Source organism: Mangrovimonas sp. YM274 (assembly GCF_030908385.1).
In the GTDB taxonomy this organism is placed as follows: Bacteria; Bacteroidota; Bacteroidia; order Flavobacteriales; family Flavobacteriaceae; genus Mangrovimonas_A.
Map to the genome: position 1 here is coordinate 1,711,484 of NZ_CP133091.1, position 17,839 is coordinate 1,729,322.

Consider the following 17,839-nt stretch of genomic DNA (forward strand, 5'->3'; position numbering starts at 1 on the left):
AACCAATTAAAATATAGTGAATTATGAAGGCTAATCGCAGTACGTTTTTTGGAGTTTTATTTGTCGCTCTTTTATGTATAAGTTGTAAAGGAGATAAGGAATCAAAGGAGGTTGAGGAAGAAAAAGTTGCCATTGAGGCCGAAAAGCCAAAAGATCAGGTAGCAGAGTATTACACGGAAAGTATGGAATTTATTGGTCCGGATTCGCTGTCTTCTGGTTGGACCACTTTTAAGTATACAAATAAATCATTCGAAACCCATTTGTTTTTATTAGATAAATACCCAGAGGGAAAAACGATAGCAGACACGAAGAAAGATATTTTCCCACCTTTCGACAAAGGGATGGATTTAATTAACGAAGGGAAAGTAGAGGAGGGGTATGCAGCCTTTGGAGCCTTGCCAGAATGGTTTCAAAAAGTGGTATATACAGGTGGAGCGGGATTGATTTCTCCTAACCAAACTACCGAGCTAACCATTAAGTTGGAACCAGGATATTATATTATGGAATGTTACGTAAAGATGTCCAATGGAAAATTTCACACTTCAATGGGGATGGTAAAACCTATAATAGTGACCAATGAAGTATCTAATCATTTACCGCCAATTCCTACTGTAAATATAGCGATTTCTAGTACTGAAGGTATCGTGTTTGACGATGCTATTAAAGCAGGAGAAAACACCTTTAAAGTCAGTTTTGTAGATCAAAAAAAACACGAACATTTTTTAGAGCACGATGTTAATCTTGTAAAATTGGACGATACAGCCGATTTAACAGCTTTGGAAGCTTGGATGGACTGGTCCAATCCTAAAGGTCTTATTAATCCTGGACCGGCTGGAGTAACCTTTTTAGGCGGTATGCAAGAAATGCCAGCGGGCAGCGAAGGGTATTTTAAAGCTACACTTACAAAGGGCAAATATGCATTCATTTCCGAAGTGCCTAAAGCCAGCGATAAAAATATGTTGAAGGTGTTCGAAGTAACCGACTAATAGTTTACATAATCCATAATCTCTAAACCATAGCCGATCATTCCAACACGCTTTGTTTGTTCGCTATTGGAAATTAATTTCAATTTATGGATGTTCAAATCATGAAGTATTTGGGCACCAATTCCGAAGTCTTTCGAGTCCATTTGGATACTAGGGGCTTTGATGACATCCTTTTGGTTTTGCTGCTCTTTTAGAATGGATAATCTATTCAGTAAATTGGTAGACTGGTTTTGCTGATTTATAAATATGATGGCTCCTTTTCCGGCTTCATTGACCAATTTGAACATATCGTCCAATTTTTTATCGGCATTATTGGTTAAGGTGCCAAGAATATCATTGTTTACCAAGGTTGAATTTACACGTGTCAATACATGTTCATTGGTGTTCCATGTGCCCTTTGTAATAGCTATGTGCACTTGGTTGTTCGTGGTTTGCTGATACGCACGTAATCTGAATTTCCCAAAGCGGGATACAATCTCAAAGTCCTCCTTCTTTTCTATTAAGGAATCGTGTTGCATACGGTAAGCAACCAGATCTTCAATAGAAACAATTTTAAGGTCAAACTTTTTAGCTACCTCCATTAATTGTGGAAGACGTGCCATGGTACCATCTTCATTCATGATCTCAACAATCACACCGGCTGGTTCTAAACCAGCTAAACGTGCAAAGTCTATGGCTGCTTCGGTATGCCCCGTACGTCTTAATACTCCGCCTTCTTTTGCTACTAGTGGAAATATATGCCCCGGACGCGCCAATTCAAATGGTTTTGTATCCCTGTCAACTAAGGCTTTTACGGTTTTGGCTCTGTCGCTAGCCGAAATTCCCGTAGTAACACCATTACCTCGCAGGTCAACAGATATGGTAAATGCTGTTTCCATTGGATCGGTATTGTTGTTTACCATCATACCAAGGTCAAGCGCTTTACAACGAGTTTCTGTTAGTGGTGTACAAATTAAGCCTCTACCGTGAGTGGCCATGAAATTGATCATTTCTGGGGTTACCATTTCGGCTGCAGCAAGAAAATCACCTTCATTTTCTCTGTTTTCATCATCCACAACAATAATGACTTTTCCTTGACGGATATCGTTTATGGCGTCCTCAATGGTATCTAACTTGAATTCAGTTGAATTGTTAGCGGTTTTAAGCGTAGACATAGTAGCATTTTGTATTATGCTGCAAAGATATAGCTTATTTTATATTTTCTATACTAGTTTTATACAACTCTTCCTTAACCCTATTTTTTAACAAAAAGTAGGTGATTGGATAGAAGGGGAGTCCTATTAAAAGGAGAAAATAATTGATGGTTTTATTGCTTTCCGGCAAGGATTTGTAAAACTTGGAAAGTACAATAGACGAAACCGTAAAATAGATGGCTACAAATACAAATGAAATAATTCCCAACTGCAGTACGATATGTGCTAATTCTGGTAGTTTATTGTTTCTAAAAATGAAATAGGATAGTATCAATACGGCGCCAATACCATAACTTATTATTGTGGTAAGTGAATAATCTTTGAAATCGGTAGCTATTTTTTCTGATTTAAGAAGTGCGTCATTCACCACCACGCCTTTATCATGGATATCATTTGTACTTAACCCTCGATCCAGTAGAAGTTGATAAGCAACAGGTTTTACGGTTTTGTCGTACTCGTAATGCGCATAATTTTTAATCACATCAATGAGTTTGTCGTTATCAAAACCGTCCAGGCGTTTGTAGGTTTTATCAAAGGCCTCTTTTTTGGCTTTAAAAGAAAACAGTTTTTTTAGAGGTTCCAGAACAGTATCAAATTCAAACAACCCTCTGTCTTTTGTGGCTCTTTGGGTTAAAAAGATACTAAGTGGAAGCATAATCAAGGTAGAAAGCCAAGTGGCAAAAATTGGATTTAAAGCCCCGTTTTTCGAACTGTTTTGTGAGAAAATACCAATAAAGTGATAGGATAAAAATAGCACTATTGCTATTACCAACGGCAGTCCAATACCTCCTTTTCTAATTAAGGCTCCAAGGGGGGCGCCAACAAAAAATAGAATAATGCAGGCAATACCCAATACGTATTTTTCATTGAGGGAAATAATGTGTTGGTTAAGGTACCTTTTTTGGGCCCCTAGAGTATGCTTTTTTGTTTTGATAATTTGCGCAGTACTGTTGACCGTATTGGCAGCTAAATTAACTATTTGTAATTTGGTTCTGTTATCAAATAAATTTAGCACTTCATCAATATAAAGAGAGTCCTTTTTGGGTTTGATATTGGCACTTAAGGAACCAACAGCTGTTCTGTCATAAAGCGATTTGGAAAAATTATTGTATTCGGTTTTTTCTTTTTCCCGAAGACTGTCAATGGTATAACTGAGATCGGAAACATTCAACATGTTGTACCTGCCTTCATAACTCTTTTCTTCGTAATCTACATCATTTAAGCCTTCAAGGTCTACATTGATGATGTATTTTTCAAAAGCACTTCTTACATGAGGCTTTTTGGCATTTTGCTTAGGATCTTTGCTGTATATTTCTTCATAATAGTTACCGTCATAAAGAACCAGTTGCAGAATATTGGAGTCTTCGCTACTTATCAATTCTCCTGTATTGGCAGTAATAACCGTGTAATTTCCCGTTCTGTTGGGTGTTTTTTTGTGAATATATACCCTTTCTAAAAATTCACCTTTTTCACCAGTTTTCTTGTCTACCTTTATATTGTAATCTGCTATTTCATTAAACTGTCCTGCCGCAATGGCCATAGCAGGTTGGGTTTTGGCTATATTTTTTCTGAGGTTATAAAAATTATAATTGGCCCACGGAATGACATTGTTTGCAAAAAAGAAAGTTACCACGGCAAGCCCTAAAATAAAAACGCTTAAACCTCTCATGGCTCTTTGTAGGGAGATACCCGTAGATTTCATGGCAGCGAACTCATAGTTTTCGGCAAAACTACCAAACACCATGATCGATGCCAGCAAAATGGTAAGGGGTAAAATTAAGGGTATCAGAGTAGGTGTAACATACAGTAAAAACTTCAGAATGACCGAAAGGGACAAATCTTTACCTGCAAGTTCGCTTATGTACAACCAAATGGACTGTAAAACAAAAATGAGCATGAGTATAATAAACACGCTCAAAAATGTTTTTAAGTAGGTTGTAAGTATATACCTATCTAATATTTTCATTTAATGTCTTTAATTAGTCCAACCTATTAATGTAGTAGTTTTTGTATTTGGACTGGTCAAAAGTAAAAAGTGTTTTTGAAATAGGTTCATTTGTTTTAAACATATTAACGGTTAAAGTGGTTTTTGTTCCGTTTTTTCCTATTTCAATTAAATTATAGATGTGTTTGGTTTGAGCGTCAATACCCAATAGAACATATTTGATTTCAGAGTGAGTATCTATAGGGGTTAATTTTACATACTGAATTTTACGGCCATTTACATTTTGAACAATGTCCATGGCATATCTATAACCATCTTCGTAAAAGGACAGCATCTGGCTAGGCGTAATGGTATCTTCGTCTTCGGTGTTGTTTGAGGAAATGGTTACTTCTTCATCATCGGGACTAATAGTGTATAGGGTTTTTCCATCGTAAATTCGAGTAGCTCCTAAAATGTTTAATTTATATTTTTCCCCTTGAAGCACTACGTTACCTCGCGTTTCTTGACTAATGTTTTCACTCATATTATTGAGTGAATATTTAAAGTCTATACTAATATTGTTATAGCTTTTTATTTTGGCACTTACTTCATTCAATAAGGCTTTTGCTTGCGAAGAGGTATCCTGAGCTAAACCATGGAAGCCTATAAAAAGTGTAATTGCTATCAATAATTTTTTCATTGTAATTTGTGTTTAAAATCGCTATATATTTTCATTTTCCAATAATTGGTCCAGTGCGGCGAGATCTGGAACAAGAACTTGTCTGGCTTTACTGCCTTCAAATCCGCCCACAATGCCAGCTGCTTCAAGTTGGTCTATCAAACGGCCTGCTCTGTTATAACCCAATTTTAGTTTTCGTTGGAGTAAGGAGGCTGAGCCTTGTTGTGCAGTGACAATTATTTCGGCGGCTTCACGGAATAAAGCATCTCTATCAGAAATATCTATATCAAGACCTGTGCCATTGCCGTCTTCTCCCACATATTCTGGCAGTAAATAGGCGTCTGGATAAGCTTTCTGTCCACCTATAAACTCTGTAATCTTTTCAACTTCAGGGGTGTCAACAAAAGCACATTGTATCCTAATAATATCGTTTCCTTGAGTGTAAAGCATGTCCCCGCGACCAATTAATTGGTCTGCTCCAGGACCATCCAAAATAGTTCTGGAATCAATTTTAGAGGTTACCCTAAAAGCAATTCGGGCCGGGAAGTTAGCTTTTATGATACCGGTGATAACGTTTACCGAAGGACGTTGCGTGGCAATAATTAAGTGAATTCCAATAGCACGGGCCAATTGAGCTAGACGTGCAATTGGGGTTTCTACTTCTTTTCCAGCAGTCATAATCAAGTCGGCAAACTCATCTACTACCAACACGATATAAGGTAAAAACTGGTGTCCATCGTTAGGGTTCAGTTTTCGTGACTTAAATTTTTCGTTGTACTCCTTGATGTTACGACACATTGCATTTTTAAGCATCTCGTAACGGTTGTCCATTTCAATACAAAGGGAATTCAAGGTGTTGATTACTTTTGTGTTGTCTGTTATAATGGCATCTTCGCTATCAGGAAGTTTGGCCAAATAATGGCGTTCTATTTTATTGAATAAGGTTAATTCAACCTTCTTGGGGTCTACCAATACAAATTTTACTTCGGCAGGGTGCTTTTTATACAGCAATGATGTCAATACAGCATTCAAACCAACAGACTTTCCTTGACCTGTTGCACCAGCCATCAAAAGGTGGGGCATTTTTGCCAAATCTACCACCATGGTTTCATTGCTAATGTTTTTTCCAAAAGCAATAGGTAGTTCCATGTCCGATTTCTGGAATTTTTGCGAAGCAATTACCGAACGCATGGAAACTATGGTTGAACTCTTGTTTGGGACCTCAATACCAATAGTCCCTTTACCAGGAATGGGGGCAATAATACGAATACCCAATGCAGAAAGCGAAAGGGCTATATCGTCCTCTAGGTTTTTAATTTTTGAAATTCGTACTCCCGCTTCAGGAACAATTTCATACAAGGTTACGGTAGGACCAATAGTGGCCTTAATACTGGAAATCCCTATTTTATAGTTGCTAAGGGTATCAACAATACGGTTTTTGTTCTCTTCAAGCTCTTCTTGGTTAATTGTGATTCCTTCCGAGTCGTATTTTTTGAGGAGGTCTAGAGGAGGAAATTGGTATTTGCTCAATTCCAAAGTAGGGTCAAATTGCCCAAAATCGGCAACCAATTTGTTGGCTAGATTATCGTTTTCAGATTCTTCCTCTTCAACCTGTTCTATTTCAATTTCAAAATCGTCATTACCACTTTGATTTACTTCTACCTGAAGACTATCGTTGGGTTTAGAAGTATTTTGAGGTTCTTGTGTTATTTTAGGTTCAAGCTCCACAGGGGAGTTGTCTTCTTTTTGTTCTTCAGAATTTTCTAGTGAAGCAGTTGCTTCCGTTTCCTTTTTAGTATGGTTGAAAAGTGCTGCAATTGAAGGTGATGTTTCATCTTCGTCCACATTAAAGGCCGATTTAATTTCTTCAGCTTCCTCAGTTAAATTGTTGTCAACAGGCACGGCAGCAGCATTGGTGGCTAATATCGGGCCATCTGTAGCAAACTCGGTTTTAATATCTTTCTGGGCACTTTTAAACAAGTTGACAAACGTATGTCCTGTCACGTTAAATCTAAGAGCTAAATAGGTGATTAAACCAAAAAGTAGAAGTAGGGCAGTACCAATTTTTCCGATGTAATCTTGGAAGAAACTATTCATCTCAAAACCTACCGTACCTCCCAAAGCATCATATTTATGAGTGAAAAATCCGAAGAGTACGGAACACCATATAACTATGAGTGTGCCCCAAATCCAATGCGACCGAAGTTTAGCTTTGTTTATATCCAAGGCAATGTAAACCCCAGACAAAAAGGCGAGTCCGGCAAAGATAAATGAAGCCACACCAAAGCCTTTCAAGATGAATAAATCACTTACCCATGCACCAAGTTTATTGAGCCAGTTTTGAGCTTCAACGTCTCTTGTTCCAAGGGCATCCAAAGTACTTTGGTCTACTTTTCCAGTGAAGAAAAAAGACAAAAAGGCTATGCTTAGTAAAATACCAAGAATCATTAACAAGCTCCCATAAATCAACTTTTGTTGACTTGTTAATTTGAATGAGGGTTTGTTAAAGTTAGAGGTTTTACTGTCTTTGGTTTTAGTTTTCTTCTTCGCCATCAACGCTTAGTTAGATTGAAACAAAAATACAAATTACTAACGTTTATCCTAACGGAAAAAGTATTAAAACAGCTTCGGGAAATAAATGACCATGGCGCCAATTATAGCCGCGATTGCAGCCATAAAGACGGCTCCTGCCGAAATGTCTTTTATATGGCCAATGGTTTTATGGTACTCGGGGTGTATAAAATCTGCAATGTATTCTATTGCCGTATTAATGCCTTCGGCAGTCATTACCAAACCAATAAATACAATTTGGAACAACCATTCGGTATTTGTGATTTCGAAATAGAACCCCGCTATAGTTACGGCGATGGCGATACTTAGTTGTACCTTGATACTAGCTTCGGTTTTGATTAAGTATAGGGCTCCTTTATAAGCAAACCCTATACTTTTTATTCTGTTCTTTGCAAAAGATTCTTTCTTGGTCATGTTTGGGGCAACAATCTATAGTGCTTTTAAAGCTGCTTCGTAATTTGGTTCGTCAACAATTTCTGGCACTTGTTCGGTATAGCTTACCTCGCCTTCCGGGTTTACAATCACAATACATCTCGAGAGTAACCCTTCTAAAGGGCCATCTACAAAGTCCAATCCGTAGCTTTTACCAAAATTTCCGTCTTTAAAATCTGATAAGTTTACGACGTTATCCAGTCCTTCTGCACCGCAAAATCTAGCTTGCGCAAAAGGAAGGTCTTTGGAGATACAAAGTACTTTGGTATTTTCTAGGCTGCTGGCCTTTTCGTTAAAAGTTCTAACAGACTGTGCGCAGGTGCCAGTATCTACACTAGGAAAGATATTAAGGATTAGGTTTTGCCCCTTGAAATCTTCTAGTGTTTTTGAGCCTAATTCTGTGGTGGTTAAAGTGAAATCGGGTGCTTTTGAGCCTACTTTTGGTAGTTCCCCCGAAGTGTGTATCGTATTGCCTTTTAAAGTTACTGATGCCATAATAATGTGGTTTTAATTAAATGAATTTTAAAATTAGTAATTATTTAGGGTTGCGAGGTATGAATTAAGTAATTTTTATTCACGATAGGGATTTGGTTCATGATTGAATTGAAAATAACCAATAATAGGTATTTTTTGAAGATGTAATTAAAAATTAACAGGTAATTACTATATTTATTAATAGTTTAATCAACAAGTCTTCAAATCATGAGAAAATCACAATTAAAACTTAGCGCTTTTATGATAGTACTACTGCTTTTTGCTTCCTGTGGAAGTGATGATGATGGTGGTGGATGGAATTGCGGTGATACTATTACCGACGCCGATGGTAATGTATATGCAACTGTTAAAATAGGAGAGCAATGTTGGACGGTGTCCAATTTAAATACTTCAAAGCTTAATGATGGTACAAGTATTCCTAACGTAACTGTGCAAGATGATTGGTTTGATTTAACAACTCCTGGATGGTCTTATTATAACAATGATGCCGCTTTTGGGACTGTTCATGGTAAATTGTACAATTGGTATGCTATTGAAACCGCAAAGCTATGTCCTGAAGGTTGGCATGTGCCCAGTATTTCGGAATGGAGTGTTTTGGTTAGTGAATTAGGAGGAGCTAGTGTGGCAGGAGAGGCAATGAAGTCTATTTCAGGATGGGATAATTCACCGGAAAATGCCACTAACAGTAGTGGTTTTTCTTTAATGCCTTCCGGGAATAGAGATACTTGGTCATCTTTTTTGGGCCTAGGTGAGGATGCTTGGGTGTACTCTTCTACTGAAAATGTTGATGATGCAACTAAAGTAGAATTGATCCATGTTGATTTAGGAACAGAAGCTACTACTTTAATGACAATTAAAACAGATGGTTTGCCATGCCGTTGTATTAAAGATTGATATACCATTGAAATATGACATAAAAAAAGCCTCTTTATTAAGAGGCTTTTTTTTAGTTTTACCTTAAGGTGGCTCCAAGTTGTTTCTCAAAATTAGCTTGAAGCTTATTCATTATTTTATCAATTTGCTTGTCAGTAAGCGTTTTGTGTTCGTCTTGAATAGTAAAGCTTACGGCGTAACTTTTCTTTCCTTTAGGAAGATTGTTTCCTTGGTACACATCGAAAAGATCAACATCTTTTAGGAGTTGTTTTTCGGTTTGCATGGCAATAGTGTCTATTTGCTCAAAGGTAACTGCTTCATCCAATAATAGCGCAAAATCTCTACGAACCTCAGGGTATTTAGGGATGTCTTTGAAAGAAACAGAATTTTGTTTGGCGGCTTCAATGATGTTATTCCAGTTAAAATCTGCAAACAAGACATCTTGAGAAATTCCAAAATGCTTTAATACCGATTTTTTCACCAATCCAAAGTTTACCAATTGGAATTTTCCTCCAGAAAGAGAAATGCCTTCCGCAATCATATCGTTTTTGGTAGGAGCAACAGTGGTGCTATTGATTCCTAAACGTTGCAGGATGGTAGAGATGATACCTTTTAAGTAGAAAAAGTCGCTTTGCTGGTTGGTAGCATTCCAACGTTCTGCATTGCGTCTACCCGTAACAAATACAGAAAGGTGCTTATGTTCTTCTCTGTTGCCATTAAAATTGTGGTAAGAAGACCCAAATTCAAATAGCTTTAAGGCATCGCGCTTTCGGTTGATGTTGTGGCTAATGGCTTCCAAACCAGAAAACAATAAGCTTTGGCGCAAAACACTTAAGTCATTACTCAATGGGTTTAAAAGTTCAATATTGTGGTCCTCTTTTAGTTGTTCGCTGAGTGAAATATATTTTGGAGAAGACAATGAATTTGCCATAATCTCATAAAACCCCTGAGCGACCAATTGGTTGGCGATTATATTTTGAAGTTTATAATCTTCAAACTTAGAGGAATTAGAAATTGAGGCGTTTAACTTCTCGGTTGTTTGAATGTTGTTGTAACCGTAAACCCTTAGGATTTCTTCAATAATATCTGCTTCTCTTTGAACATCATTTCTGTAGGCCGGAACCGTGAGGCCAAGACCTGTTTCGGTAACATTATTGATTTTTATTTCCAAAGAAGTCAAAATGCTCTTGATGGTATCCTTTGGAATTTCTTCGCCAATTAATTTTTTCGCATTTTCGAAACTCAAGCGAACTTGAAAATCCTCAATTTTCTTTGGATACATATCAACAAGGTCGCTAGTAATTTCTCCTCCAGCAATATCTTGGATTAAGAGTGCCGCTCTTTTTAAAGCGTATTCTGTAATGTTGGGGTCGATGCCTCTTTCGAATCTGAATGACGCATCGGTATTCAATCCATGTCGCTTAGCAGTTTTTCTTATGGAAACGGGATTAAAATAGGCGCTTTCCAAAAAGATACTGGTAGTGTTTTCTGTTACTCCAGAATCCAAGCCTCCCAGTACCCCTGCGATACACATTGGTTTTTCAGCGTCACAAATCATTAAATCTTCCTCGTGAAGTTCGCGTTCAATGCCATCCAAAGTTTTGAATTTTGTTCCTTGAGGCAAGGTTTTAACAGCTACCTTATGACCTTTAATTTTTGCGGCATCAAATGCGTGCAGTGGTTGCCCTAGCTCATGTAGTACATAGTTGGTGATATCTACCACATTATTTTTTGGGGTAAGGCCTATTGCTTTTAATTTATTTTGAAGCCATTTAGGTGATTCCTCAACTGTAATTCCCGATATAGATACTCCACAATAACGAGGAGCCAATTCTTTATTAAGAACTTCTACATCTATTTTTTGGGTTCTGTTATCAACGTGGAATGCACTTACAGATGGTGTAATGAATTCTAAGTGAATGTCTTTTTGAATCAAACCGGCCCTAAGGTCTCTGGCAGTTCCAAAATGGCTCATGGCGTCAGCTCGGTTAGGCGTGAGGCCTATTTCAAATACATGATCGTTTTCTACTTTGAAGATATCTGAAACCGCGGCACCAACCTTAACTTTTTCATCAAGCACTAAAATACCGTCATGCGATTGGCCTAATCCCAATTCGTCTTCGGCACATATCATACCATGGCTTTCTTCTCCTCGAATCTTCCCTTTTTTAATTTTCCAAGCTTCACCTTCTGGGGTGTAAAGTGTGGTGCCAATAGTGGCTACCGGAACTTTTTGTCCAGCTGCTACATTAGGAGCGCCGCATACAATTTGTAATGGTTTTTCTGCTCCAATATTTACCGTGGTTACCTTCAAGCGGTCGGCGTTAGGATGTTGTTCACAGGTTAATACTTCTCCAACAACAATTCCTTTAAGTCCTCCTTTTACAGATTCAAATTCTGAAATGCCTTCTACTTCAAGTCCTAAATCTGTAAGTAATTCTCCTGTTTTTTCAGGAGACCAATCTGTTTTGATGAATTGTCGTAACCAGTTGTATGAAATCTTCATTTTCGTTCTTTAATAAAGGCGCAAACCTACAATTTTTTTCGTTCTTCCGATTGTCAAAGTTGTGTAAAAATACAACTCCAACGGGGGTAATTTAGGGCACAAAGATAAATATTTGCGACTAAAAATGTTAGTGATACCTTTACTCTTTTTGGGTATTGTTGTCGTTCAGTAAACTTTCTTGAAAAAGGTTGAAAATCCGTGTATATTCATCGGTCCAACTACTAGGTTCAACGAAGCCGTGTCTTTCCAGTGGATAAAGGACCATTTCCCAGTCGTGTTTTTCCAACTCTATCAAGCGCTGGTTAAGGCGAACCATATCTTGAAAATGAACATTATCGTCTACCATTCCGTGTAAAATCAATAAATCTCCTTTTAGGCCATCAGCAAAATAGATAGGGGAGCTTCTTCTGTAGGCCAAACTATCGGTTACAGGTGTGTTAAGGATACGTGCCGTATAACCATGGTTGTAGGCAGCCCAATCACCAACAGAACGAATTGCCGCTCCAGCTTTAAAGGTGTCGGCTTCGTTGAACATGGCCATAAGAGTGATGAATCCACCATAGGAGCCACCGTAAATTCCCACTTTGTCCTTGTCGATGCCGTAATTGTTGATTAAATATTGAACACCATCTACTTGGTCTGAAAGGTCTTTGCCTCCCATGTGTCTGTAGATTCCTGTGCGGCAATCTCTACCGTAGCCAGCACTGCCTCTGTAGTCGATATCTAAAACAGTATAACCGTTGTCGGCTAAAATATTATGGAACATGTATTCTCTAAAATAGACGCTCCACCAGGAATGAGCATTTTGTAGGTATCCTGCACCATGCACAAATACAATAGCAGCATTGTTTTTGGTAGCGGCGGAAGGTTGATAAAGTCTAGCTTGGACGGTGGCACCGTCTTCTGCCTTGAAGGTGATAATTTCTGGGTCTCTCCAAGAATATGCCTCAAAAGCCTCTGTTGTGGAATGGGTGATTTGCTTAGGTTGATCAGACGTTTTTCCGAATAAAGGATTTTTTTGAACATAAAGCTCTGTTGGTTTGTTGGAGTAGGAGTGCAATATGGCTAAGTATTCTTCGTTTGGCGATAGTACCACGTCATTATTACCGGTCATGGTTGTTAGTTGGGTGAATTTACCTCCCTTCAACGGCATGCTGTAAAATTGGCGATCTCCCGGGTGTGTTTTGTTGGAGGTGAAGTACCAATGTTTGTTGTCATTGGAAAGGTAGACGTCGTACACTTCAAATTTCCCTTCTGTCAGTGCTTTGGTTTTTCCTGAGTTGACATTAGTGGTATTTAAATGAGCAAATCCAGTAGCTTCAGACATGTACCAAATGGTTTCGTTGTCTGGCAACCATCCAAGGGCACTGCCTCCAAAACTGCTGATACCGGGGCCATCGATCCAAGCTTCGTCACGTTGTCTCACTAAGTTTTTAACCGAGCCATCGTCGTAGTTCAAAGACACAATCCAACGATCTTTAAAGTCGCTGCTGTTAATGTCTAATACGGCATGTCTGCTGTCTTCACTCCAGTTTGGTCCAGTTACATAAGAGATTCTGTTGTCGTTGTTGTACTCTTTGTCTGGGTAGTCTTTGGTGTATTCAGGGATGTCGTCAAGACCTTCCAAATTATCTAAAACAACGGGATAATAAGTTTTAGCTTCAATGTTGTAAATAAACATTTCATACGTGCCTTGTTCGCTGCCAACTTTGGTGCGTGTGTGTTGGTCTTCGGTGTAGCCCGACTCTGTAACGTAATGCGGTACAATGGTTCCTTTTGCCTCCTTTGGCGATTGATATAATTCGTAGGTTACAAATTTTCCATTCGGACTTATTTTGATGTTGGTAACAGTTTTGCCTTCAGTATAAATTTCAAGAGGTCTTTTGTTGAGATTTCTTTTGTTGAGCTCTTCTTTTGCGTCATTCTTGGCTTTACGTTCGCTAAGCACCTCAAAAATGTCCAATTGGTCTTGGTGTAACCATTCGTCTTGTTGGCTTCTTTTAGTGTGGTCTTCTTTCTTGTTGGTGAAATTTGTAATCTGTTCTGTAATACCCGTTTCCAAAGACCAGGTGAATAGGTTGTTATTTTTTACATAGGCGATTTTGGAATCGTTTGCCGTAAACTGAATATTCCTTTCGGAATCAACAGTATTGGTGATTTGGGTTACCGCATAGTTGCTTTGGTCAACAAGGTATATATCTCCATGTTTTGTATAAATGCTTTTAGACTTATCACTGTTAAAGATGATATGAGCGTATGGGTTTACGTAGGTTGATTTGTTGGTGATATTACTGCTCCCACTTGGTTGTGGCAAGCTATAGGAGGTTTCAAAATCCACTTTTTCTGTGATACCATTGGAAATGGTGTAGGCATAAAGAGAATCGCTGAAAGCTCCTTCGGGGTTCCAACTGAAATAAATAGTTTTACCATCGGTAGACCAATGAGCATTTGAGGGGAGGTGACCAACGAAATTGTTGCCTTGCATGATGGTTTTTATGTTTAATGGTGACTGGTTGCCAGTTTGGGAAATTCCAAGGGAAGTAATGAAAAGGGATAGGGTAAGCGCTAAAATTAGTTTCATACGTTGTGTATTGCAGTTTTATAAATAGAAGCCTAGAGGGCGATAATATTAAATGTTTGCGAATGTACTTTTTTGTAGGGATAAAGGCAATTCTTTTAATAAACCTTTATCAGTTTATTTTATATCAATTGCTTAAGGAATAGTTAATTAACAATGAGCTAAAACCTTTTAACATAGCTCTAACAGGTGTGAGCTGTAATAGCGGTTAATTTTAGGTAATTAATTTTAAATCAATACATTATGAAGAATCTAGACTCTTTGGGAGAAGTCTTCGATTTCTTAACTTCTTTAATTGTATTCATTTCAGGACTTCGTATTTCTTTAACTTTTTTCGGAAATCCTCAATTGAGTTTGTTGTTCAGGCAAATATACTTAGGGCAAAGCGATATAAAGGTTGTTGCAACTTGATGCCTAATGATTCTAATACATCAATCAATCGATCATAAAACGTACAGTTATGTTTTAGGCCCAACCGAAAGGTTGGGTTTTTTATGGTCTTAGCTAATGTAGTTCCAAATATTTTTGTATTTGCTAAGCTGTTGGTAGGTGTGTAGGATAACTTGGTTTTCTTCCAGTTTTAGGGTAGGGTCCTTCTTTAAAAGTTCCTTGGCAATGTATCTGGCGTGTTGTAATATAGTACTGTCCTTGATTATGTCGGCTATTCTTAGGTTGAGAACCCCACTTTGCTGAGTGCCCATAATGTCCCCGGGCCCTCTTAATTTTAGGTCTACCTCGGCAATTTCAAAACCATCATTGGTTCTGGTCATGGTTTCTAAGCGGACTTTGCTGTCGTCGCTGAGTTTGTGACTGGTCATTAAAATACAGTAACTCTGTTCGGCGCCCCTACCAACACGACCTCTAAGCTGGTGTAATTGGGAGAGTCCAAAACGTTCGGCACTTTCAATAATCATCACAGAAGCGTTGGGTACGTTAACGCCTACTTCAATTACCGTTGTGGCAACCATAATTTGGGTTTCACCTTTAATGAAGCGCTTCATCTCGTAATCTTTGTCGGCAGGTTTCATTTTACCGTGGACGATGGAAATTTGATATTGAGGAGCAGGGAAGTCCCTTGCTATACTTTCGTAGCCATCCATAAGGTCTTTGTAGTCCATTGCGGCACTTTCCTGAATGAGGGGGTAAACGATGTAAATCTGACGTCCTTTTTGGATTTCGTCCCGAATGAATTTAAAAACGTTCAGACGGTTTTTGTCGTAGCGATGCACGGTTTTTATTTCCTTTCTTCCGGGAGGTAATTCGTCGATAACGGAAACATCCAAATCGCCATAAACAGACATGGCTAAAGTTCTAGGAATTGGTGTTGCTGTCATGACCAAAATGTGCGGAGGCGTAGAATTTTTCCGCCATAATTTACTGCGTTGGGCTACTCCAAAACGGTGCTGCTCATCGATGATGGCGAGTCCCAAATTTTTGAATTTCACCTTGTCTTCAAGGAGGGCGTGTGTACCAATTAAAATTTGTAAATCACCACTTTCTAGGGCTTTATGAATCTCTTTTCGTTCTGAAGTATTGGTTGAACCTGTTAATATTTTTATATTGATATTCAGGTTTTTACATAGTTCAGATAATCCGTTGAAGTGCTGGACTGACAAAATTTCAGTAGGCGCCATAAGGCATGCTTGAAAACCATTATCCAAAGCGATGAGCATGGACATTAAAGCGACGATGGTTTTACCCGATCCAACATCGCCTTGAAGCAATCTGTTCATCTGCGCATTGCTTCCCAAGTCCTGACGAATTTCCTTGATTACGCGCTTTTGGGCATTAGTTAAATTGAAGGGTAAATGTTCCTTGAAAAAGGAGTTGAAAAGCGGGCCGACATTCTCAAAAGGAAGGCCTTTTATCTTAGTTTTGTTTACCAGGTTTTTGATGACCAATTGCAGTTGTATATAGAAAAGTTCTTCAAATTTTAGTCTGTATTGTGCTTTGGCCAATAGCTCTTGACTTTTTGGAAAATGAATATTGAAGAGGGCTTCTCTTTTTGAAACGAGTTGCAAATTTGTGAGGATGGAAGTTGAAAGCGTTTCGGCAAATCTGCCTTGTGTTTCCATGAACAGCTCTTGCATCATTTTCGTTATGACCCTATTGGTGATACCCTTGGTGGAAAGTTTTTCGGTAGAGGGGTAAACTGCCTGCATGGCCGAGCGAAGGTTATTTTTATGATCGCTCAAGAGCTCCATTTCAGGATGCGGCATACTAAATGTACCGTTGTACCAATTGGTCTTCCCAAAGATAACATAGTCCTTATTCGGTTTTACGCTTTCTCTAATCCATTTCTGCCCTCGGAACCAAACCAATTCCATAGAGCCGGTATCGTCCCTAAACGTAGCTACCAATCGTTTACCGCGTTTTTGCGACACTTCTTTAAAGCTTGTTATGCGTCCAACCACCTGTACCTCTGATGAGTTTTGTTGCAGTTGGTTGATTTTGTAGTAACGTGTGCGATCAATATAACGATTGGGGAATAGGTTCAATAAATCCTGATAAGTGTGAATGCCAAGCTCTTTTCGCAATAAATCGGCACGGCTGGGGCCGACGCCTTTTAGATAGTCTATGGGAGTTTGTAGTTTGGAATTCATGAAGACGAATATAATTGTTATCCATGAAACATAAAACCCGAATTTTTGTAAATTGGGAAACCATAACTTAACTTAATACAAAATTACATGCGCGCATTGGTTATATCCGGAGGTGGGAGCAAAGGTGCTTTTGCTGGTGGAGTTGCACAATATCTTATTGAAGAACTTGGTAGGGATTATGATATGTATCTTGGAACCTCTACGGGGAGTTTATTGGTCCCTCATTTAGCGGTTAACAAGATTGATAAATTGTACAATCTTTTCACTAATGTACAGCAGCATGATATTTTTAGTATAAGTCCTTTTGTACAGCGAAAAAAAGGGGATAGGGAGTTTGTTTCGATTGATTTTGTGAACTCTTTATGGCAGTTTATTAAAATGAAGCGCACCTTTGGAGAGAGCAAATCCCTAAAGCGTCTTATTAGAAAGAATTTTACAAAAGAAGAGTATTTTCAAATTTTGGAAACCAAGGAGGATGTGGTCGTCACAGTTTCCAATTTATCTGCAAATTCGGTGGAATATAAATCCATTCGGGATTTCAGCTATGAGGAATTTTGCCACTGGATCTGGATTTCTTGCAACTATATCCCTTTTATGTCGCTTACCGAAGTAAATGGTAACGAATATGCCGATGGTGGTTTGGGCTGTGTAGTACCGATTAGGGAAGCGATTCAGCGTGGGGCAACAGAGATTGATGCTGTTATCTTAAAATCGGAAAAACTGGAAGGGAAAAAGGTTTTGGGGAAGAATCCGTTTTCTTTGATGATCAGTTTGTTTGGGCATTTAATGGATCAGTTGGAAAGCCATGATATCCTTATTGGTAAATTGGCGGCAAGCAATAAAAATGTAAAGCTCAATCTGTATTACACTCCTACAGATCTAACTGAAAATTCCTTGATATTTAGTCGGAAATTAATGGTAAAATGGTGGCAGCAAGGCTATGAACATGCTGCCAAGAAACATGGAGCTGATTCTGTTTTAAACGACGTTTAAAACAGA

The 17,839-nt window shown here is 38.4% G+C and carries 13 protein-coding genes; 4 read left to right on the forward strand and 9 right to left on the reverse strand.

What is annotated here, in order from left to right:
• Positions 1-23: 23 nt before the first annotated feature.
• A complete protein-coding gene (locus RBH95_RS07540) occupies positions 24-986 on the forward strand; it encodes a hypothetical protein (protein WP_307902072.1) in 963 nt (320 codons plus the stop codon).
• On the opposite strand, the gene ribB is transcribed toward RBH95_RS07540, so the two are convergent.
• From ribB to tpx, 6 genes are all read right to left on the reverse strand, one after another.
• Complete coding sequence (ribB, locus tag RBH95_RS07545) at positions 983-2,140, reverse strand: 3,4-dihydroxy-2-butanone-4-phosphate synthase (RefSeq protein WP_307902073.1); 1,158 nt, start codon at positions 2,138-2,140, stop codon at positions 983-985. The genes RBH95_RS07540 and ribB overlap by 4 nt on opposite strands.
• Positions 2,141-2,174: 34 nt before the next feature.
• The gene (locus tag RBH95_RS07550) at positions 2,175-4,145 is read right to left on the reverse strand and encodes an LptF/LptG family permease (protein WP_307902074.1); all 1,971 of its coding nucleotides are present in this window, start codon (positions 4,143-4,145) and stop codon (positions 2,175-2,177) included.
• A 13-nt stretch (positions 4,146-4,158) separates the two neighbouring features.
• Entirely contained in the window at positions 4,159-4,803 is a 645-nt protein-coding gene (locus RBH95_RS07555) for an outer membrane lipoprotein carrier protein LolA (protein ID WP_307902075.1), read from the reverse strand.
• Positions 4,804-4,824: 21 nt separating this feature from the next.
• On the reverse strand, positions 4,825-7,335 hold the full coding sequence (locus RBH95_RS07560) for a DNA translocase FtsK (RefSeq protein ID WP_307902076.1): 2,511 nt from the start codon (positions 7,333-7,335) through the stop codon (positions 4,825-4,827).
• Positions 7,336-7,398: 63 nt separating this feature from the next.
• Entirely contained in the window at positions 7,399-7,767 is a 369-nt protein-coding gene (locus tag RBH95_RS07565) for a diacylglycerol kinase family protein (protein WP_307902077.1), read from the reverse strand.
• 15 nt (positions 7,768-7,782) lie between these two features.
• The gene (gene tpx, locus RBH95_RS07570; protein ID WP_307902078.1) at positions 7,783-8,280 is read right to left on the reverse strand and encodes a thiol peroxidase; all 498 of its coding nucleotides are present in this window, start codon (positions 8,278-8,280) and stop codon (positions 7,783-7,785) included.
• 240 nt (positions 8,281-8,520) lie between these two features.
• On the opposite strand from tpx, the gene RBH95_RS07575 reads away from it, so the two are divergent.
• A complete protein-coding gene (locus tag RBH95_RS07575; RefSeq protein ID WP_307902079.1) occupies positions 8,521-9,174 on the forward strand; it encodes an FISUMP domain-containing protein in 654 nt (217 codons plus the stop codon).
• Between the two features lie 58 nt (positions 9,175-9,232).
• On the opposite strand, the gene pheT is transcribed toward RBH95_RS07575, so the two are convergent.
• Together pheT and RBH95_RS07585 are read right to left on the reverse strand one after the other, a co-directional pair.
• Complete coding sequence (pheT, locus tag RBH95_RS07580; RefSeq protein WP_307902080.1) at positions 9,233-11,659, reverse strand: phenylalanine--tRNA ligase subunit beta; 2,427 nt, start codon at positions 11,657-11,659, stop codon at positions 9,233-9,235.
• Between the two features lie 139 nt (positions 11,660-11,798).
• Entirely contained in the window at positions 11,799-14,240 is a 2,442-nt protein-coding gene (locus RBH95_RS07585) for a prolyl oligopeptidase family serine peptidase (protein ID WP_307902081.1), read from the reverse strand.
• 240 nt (positions 14,241-14,480) lie between these two features.
• On the opposite strand from RBH95_RS07585, the gene RBH95_RS07590 reads away from it, so the two are divergent.
• Positions 14,481-14,648: a hypothetical protein gene (locus RBH95_RS07590; protein WP_307902082.1), complete on the forward strand. Its 168-nt coding sequence runs from the start codon at positions 14,481-14,483 to the stop codon at positions 14,646-14,648.
• 89 nt (positions 14,649-14,737) lie between these two features.
• Here RBH95_RS07590 and recG read toward each other — a convergent pair whose 3' ends face one another.
• Positions 14,738-16,840 carry an ATP-dependent DNA helicase RecG gene (recG, locus tag RBH95_RS07595; RefSeq protein ID WP_307902083.1) on the reverse strand — a complete coding sequence of 701 codons (2,103 nt, stop codon included), beginning with the start codon at positions 16,838-16,840 and terminating at the stop codon, positions 14,738-14,740.
• 87 nt (positions 16,841-16,927) lie between these two features.
• Between recG and RBH95_RS07600 the strand changes: the two genes are divergently transcribed.
• A complete protein-coding gene (locus RBH95_RS07600) occupies positions 16,928-17,833 on the forward strand; it encodes a patatin family protein (protein ID WP_307902084.1) in 906 nt (301 codons plus the stop codon).
• Positions 17,834-17,839: the final 6 nt, after the last annotated feature.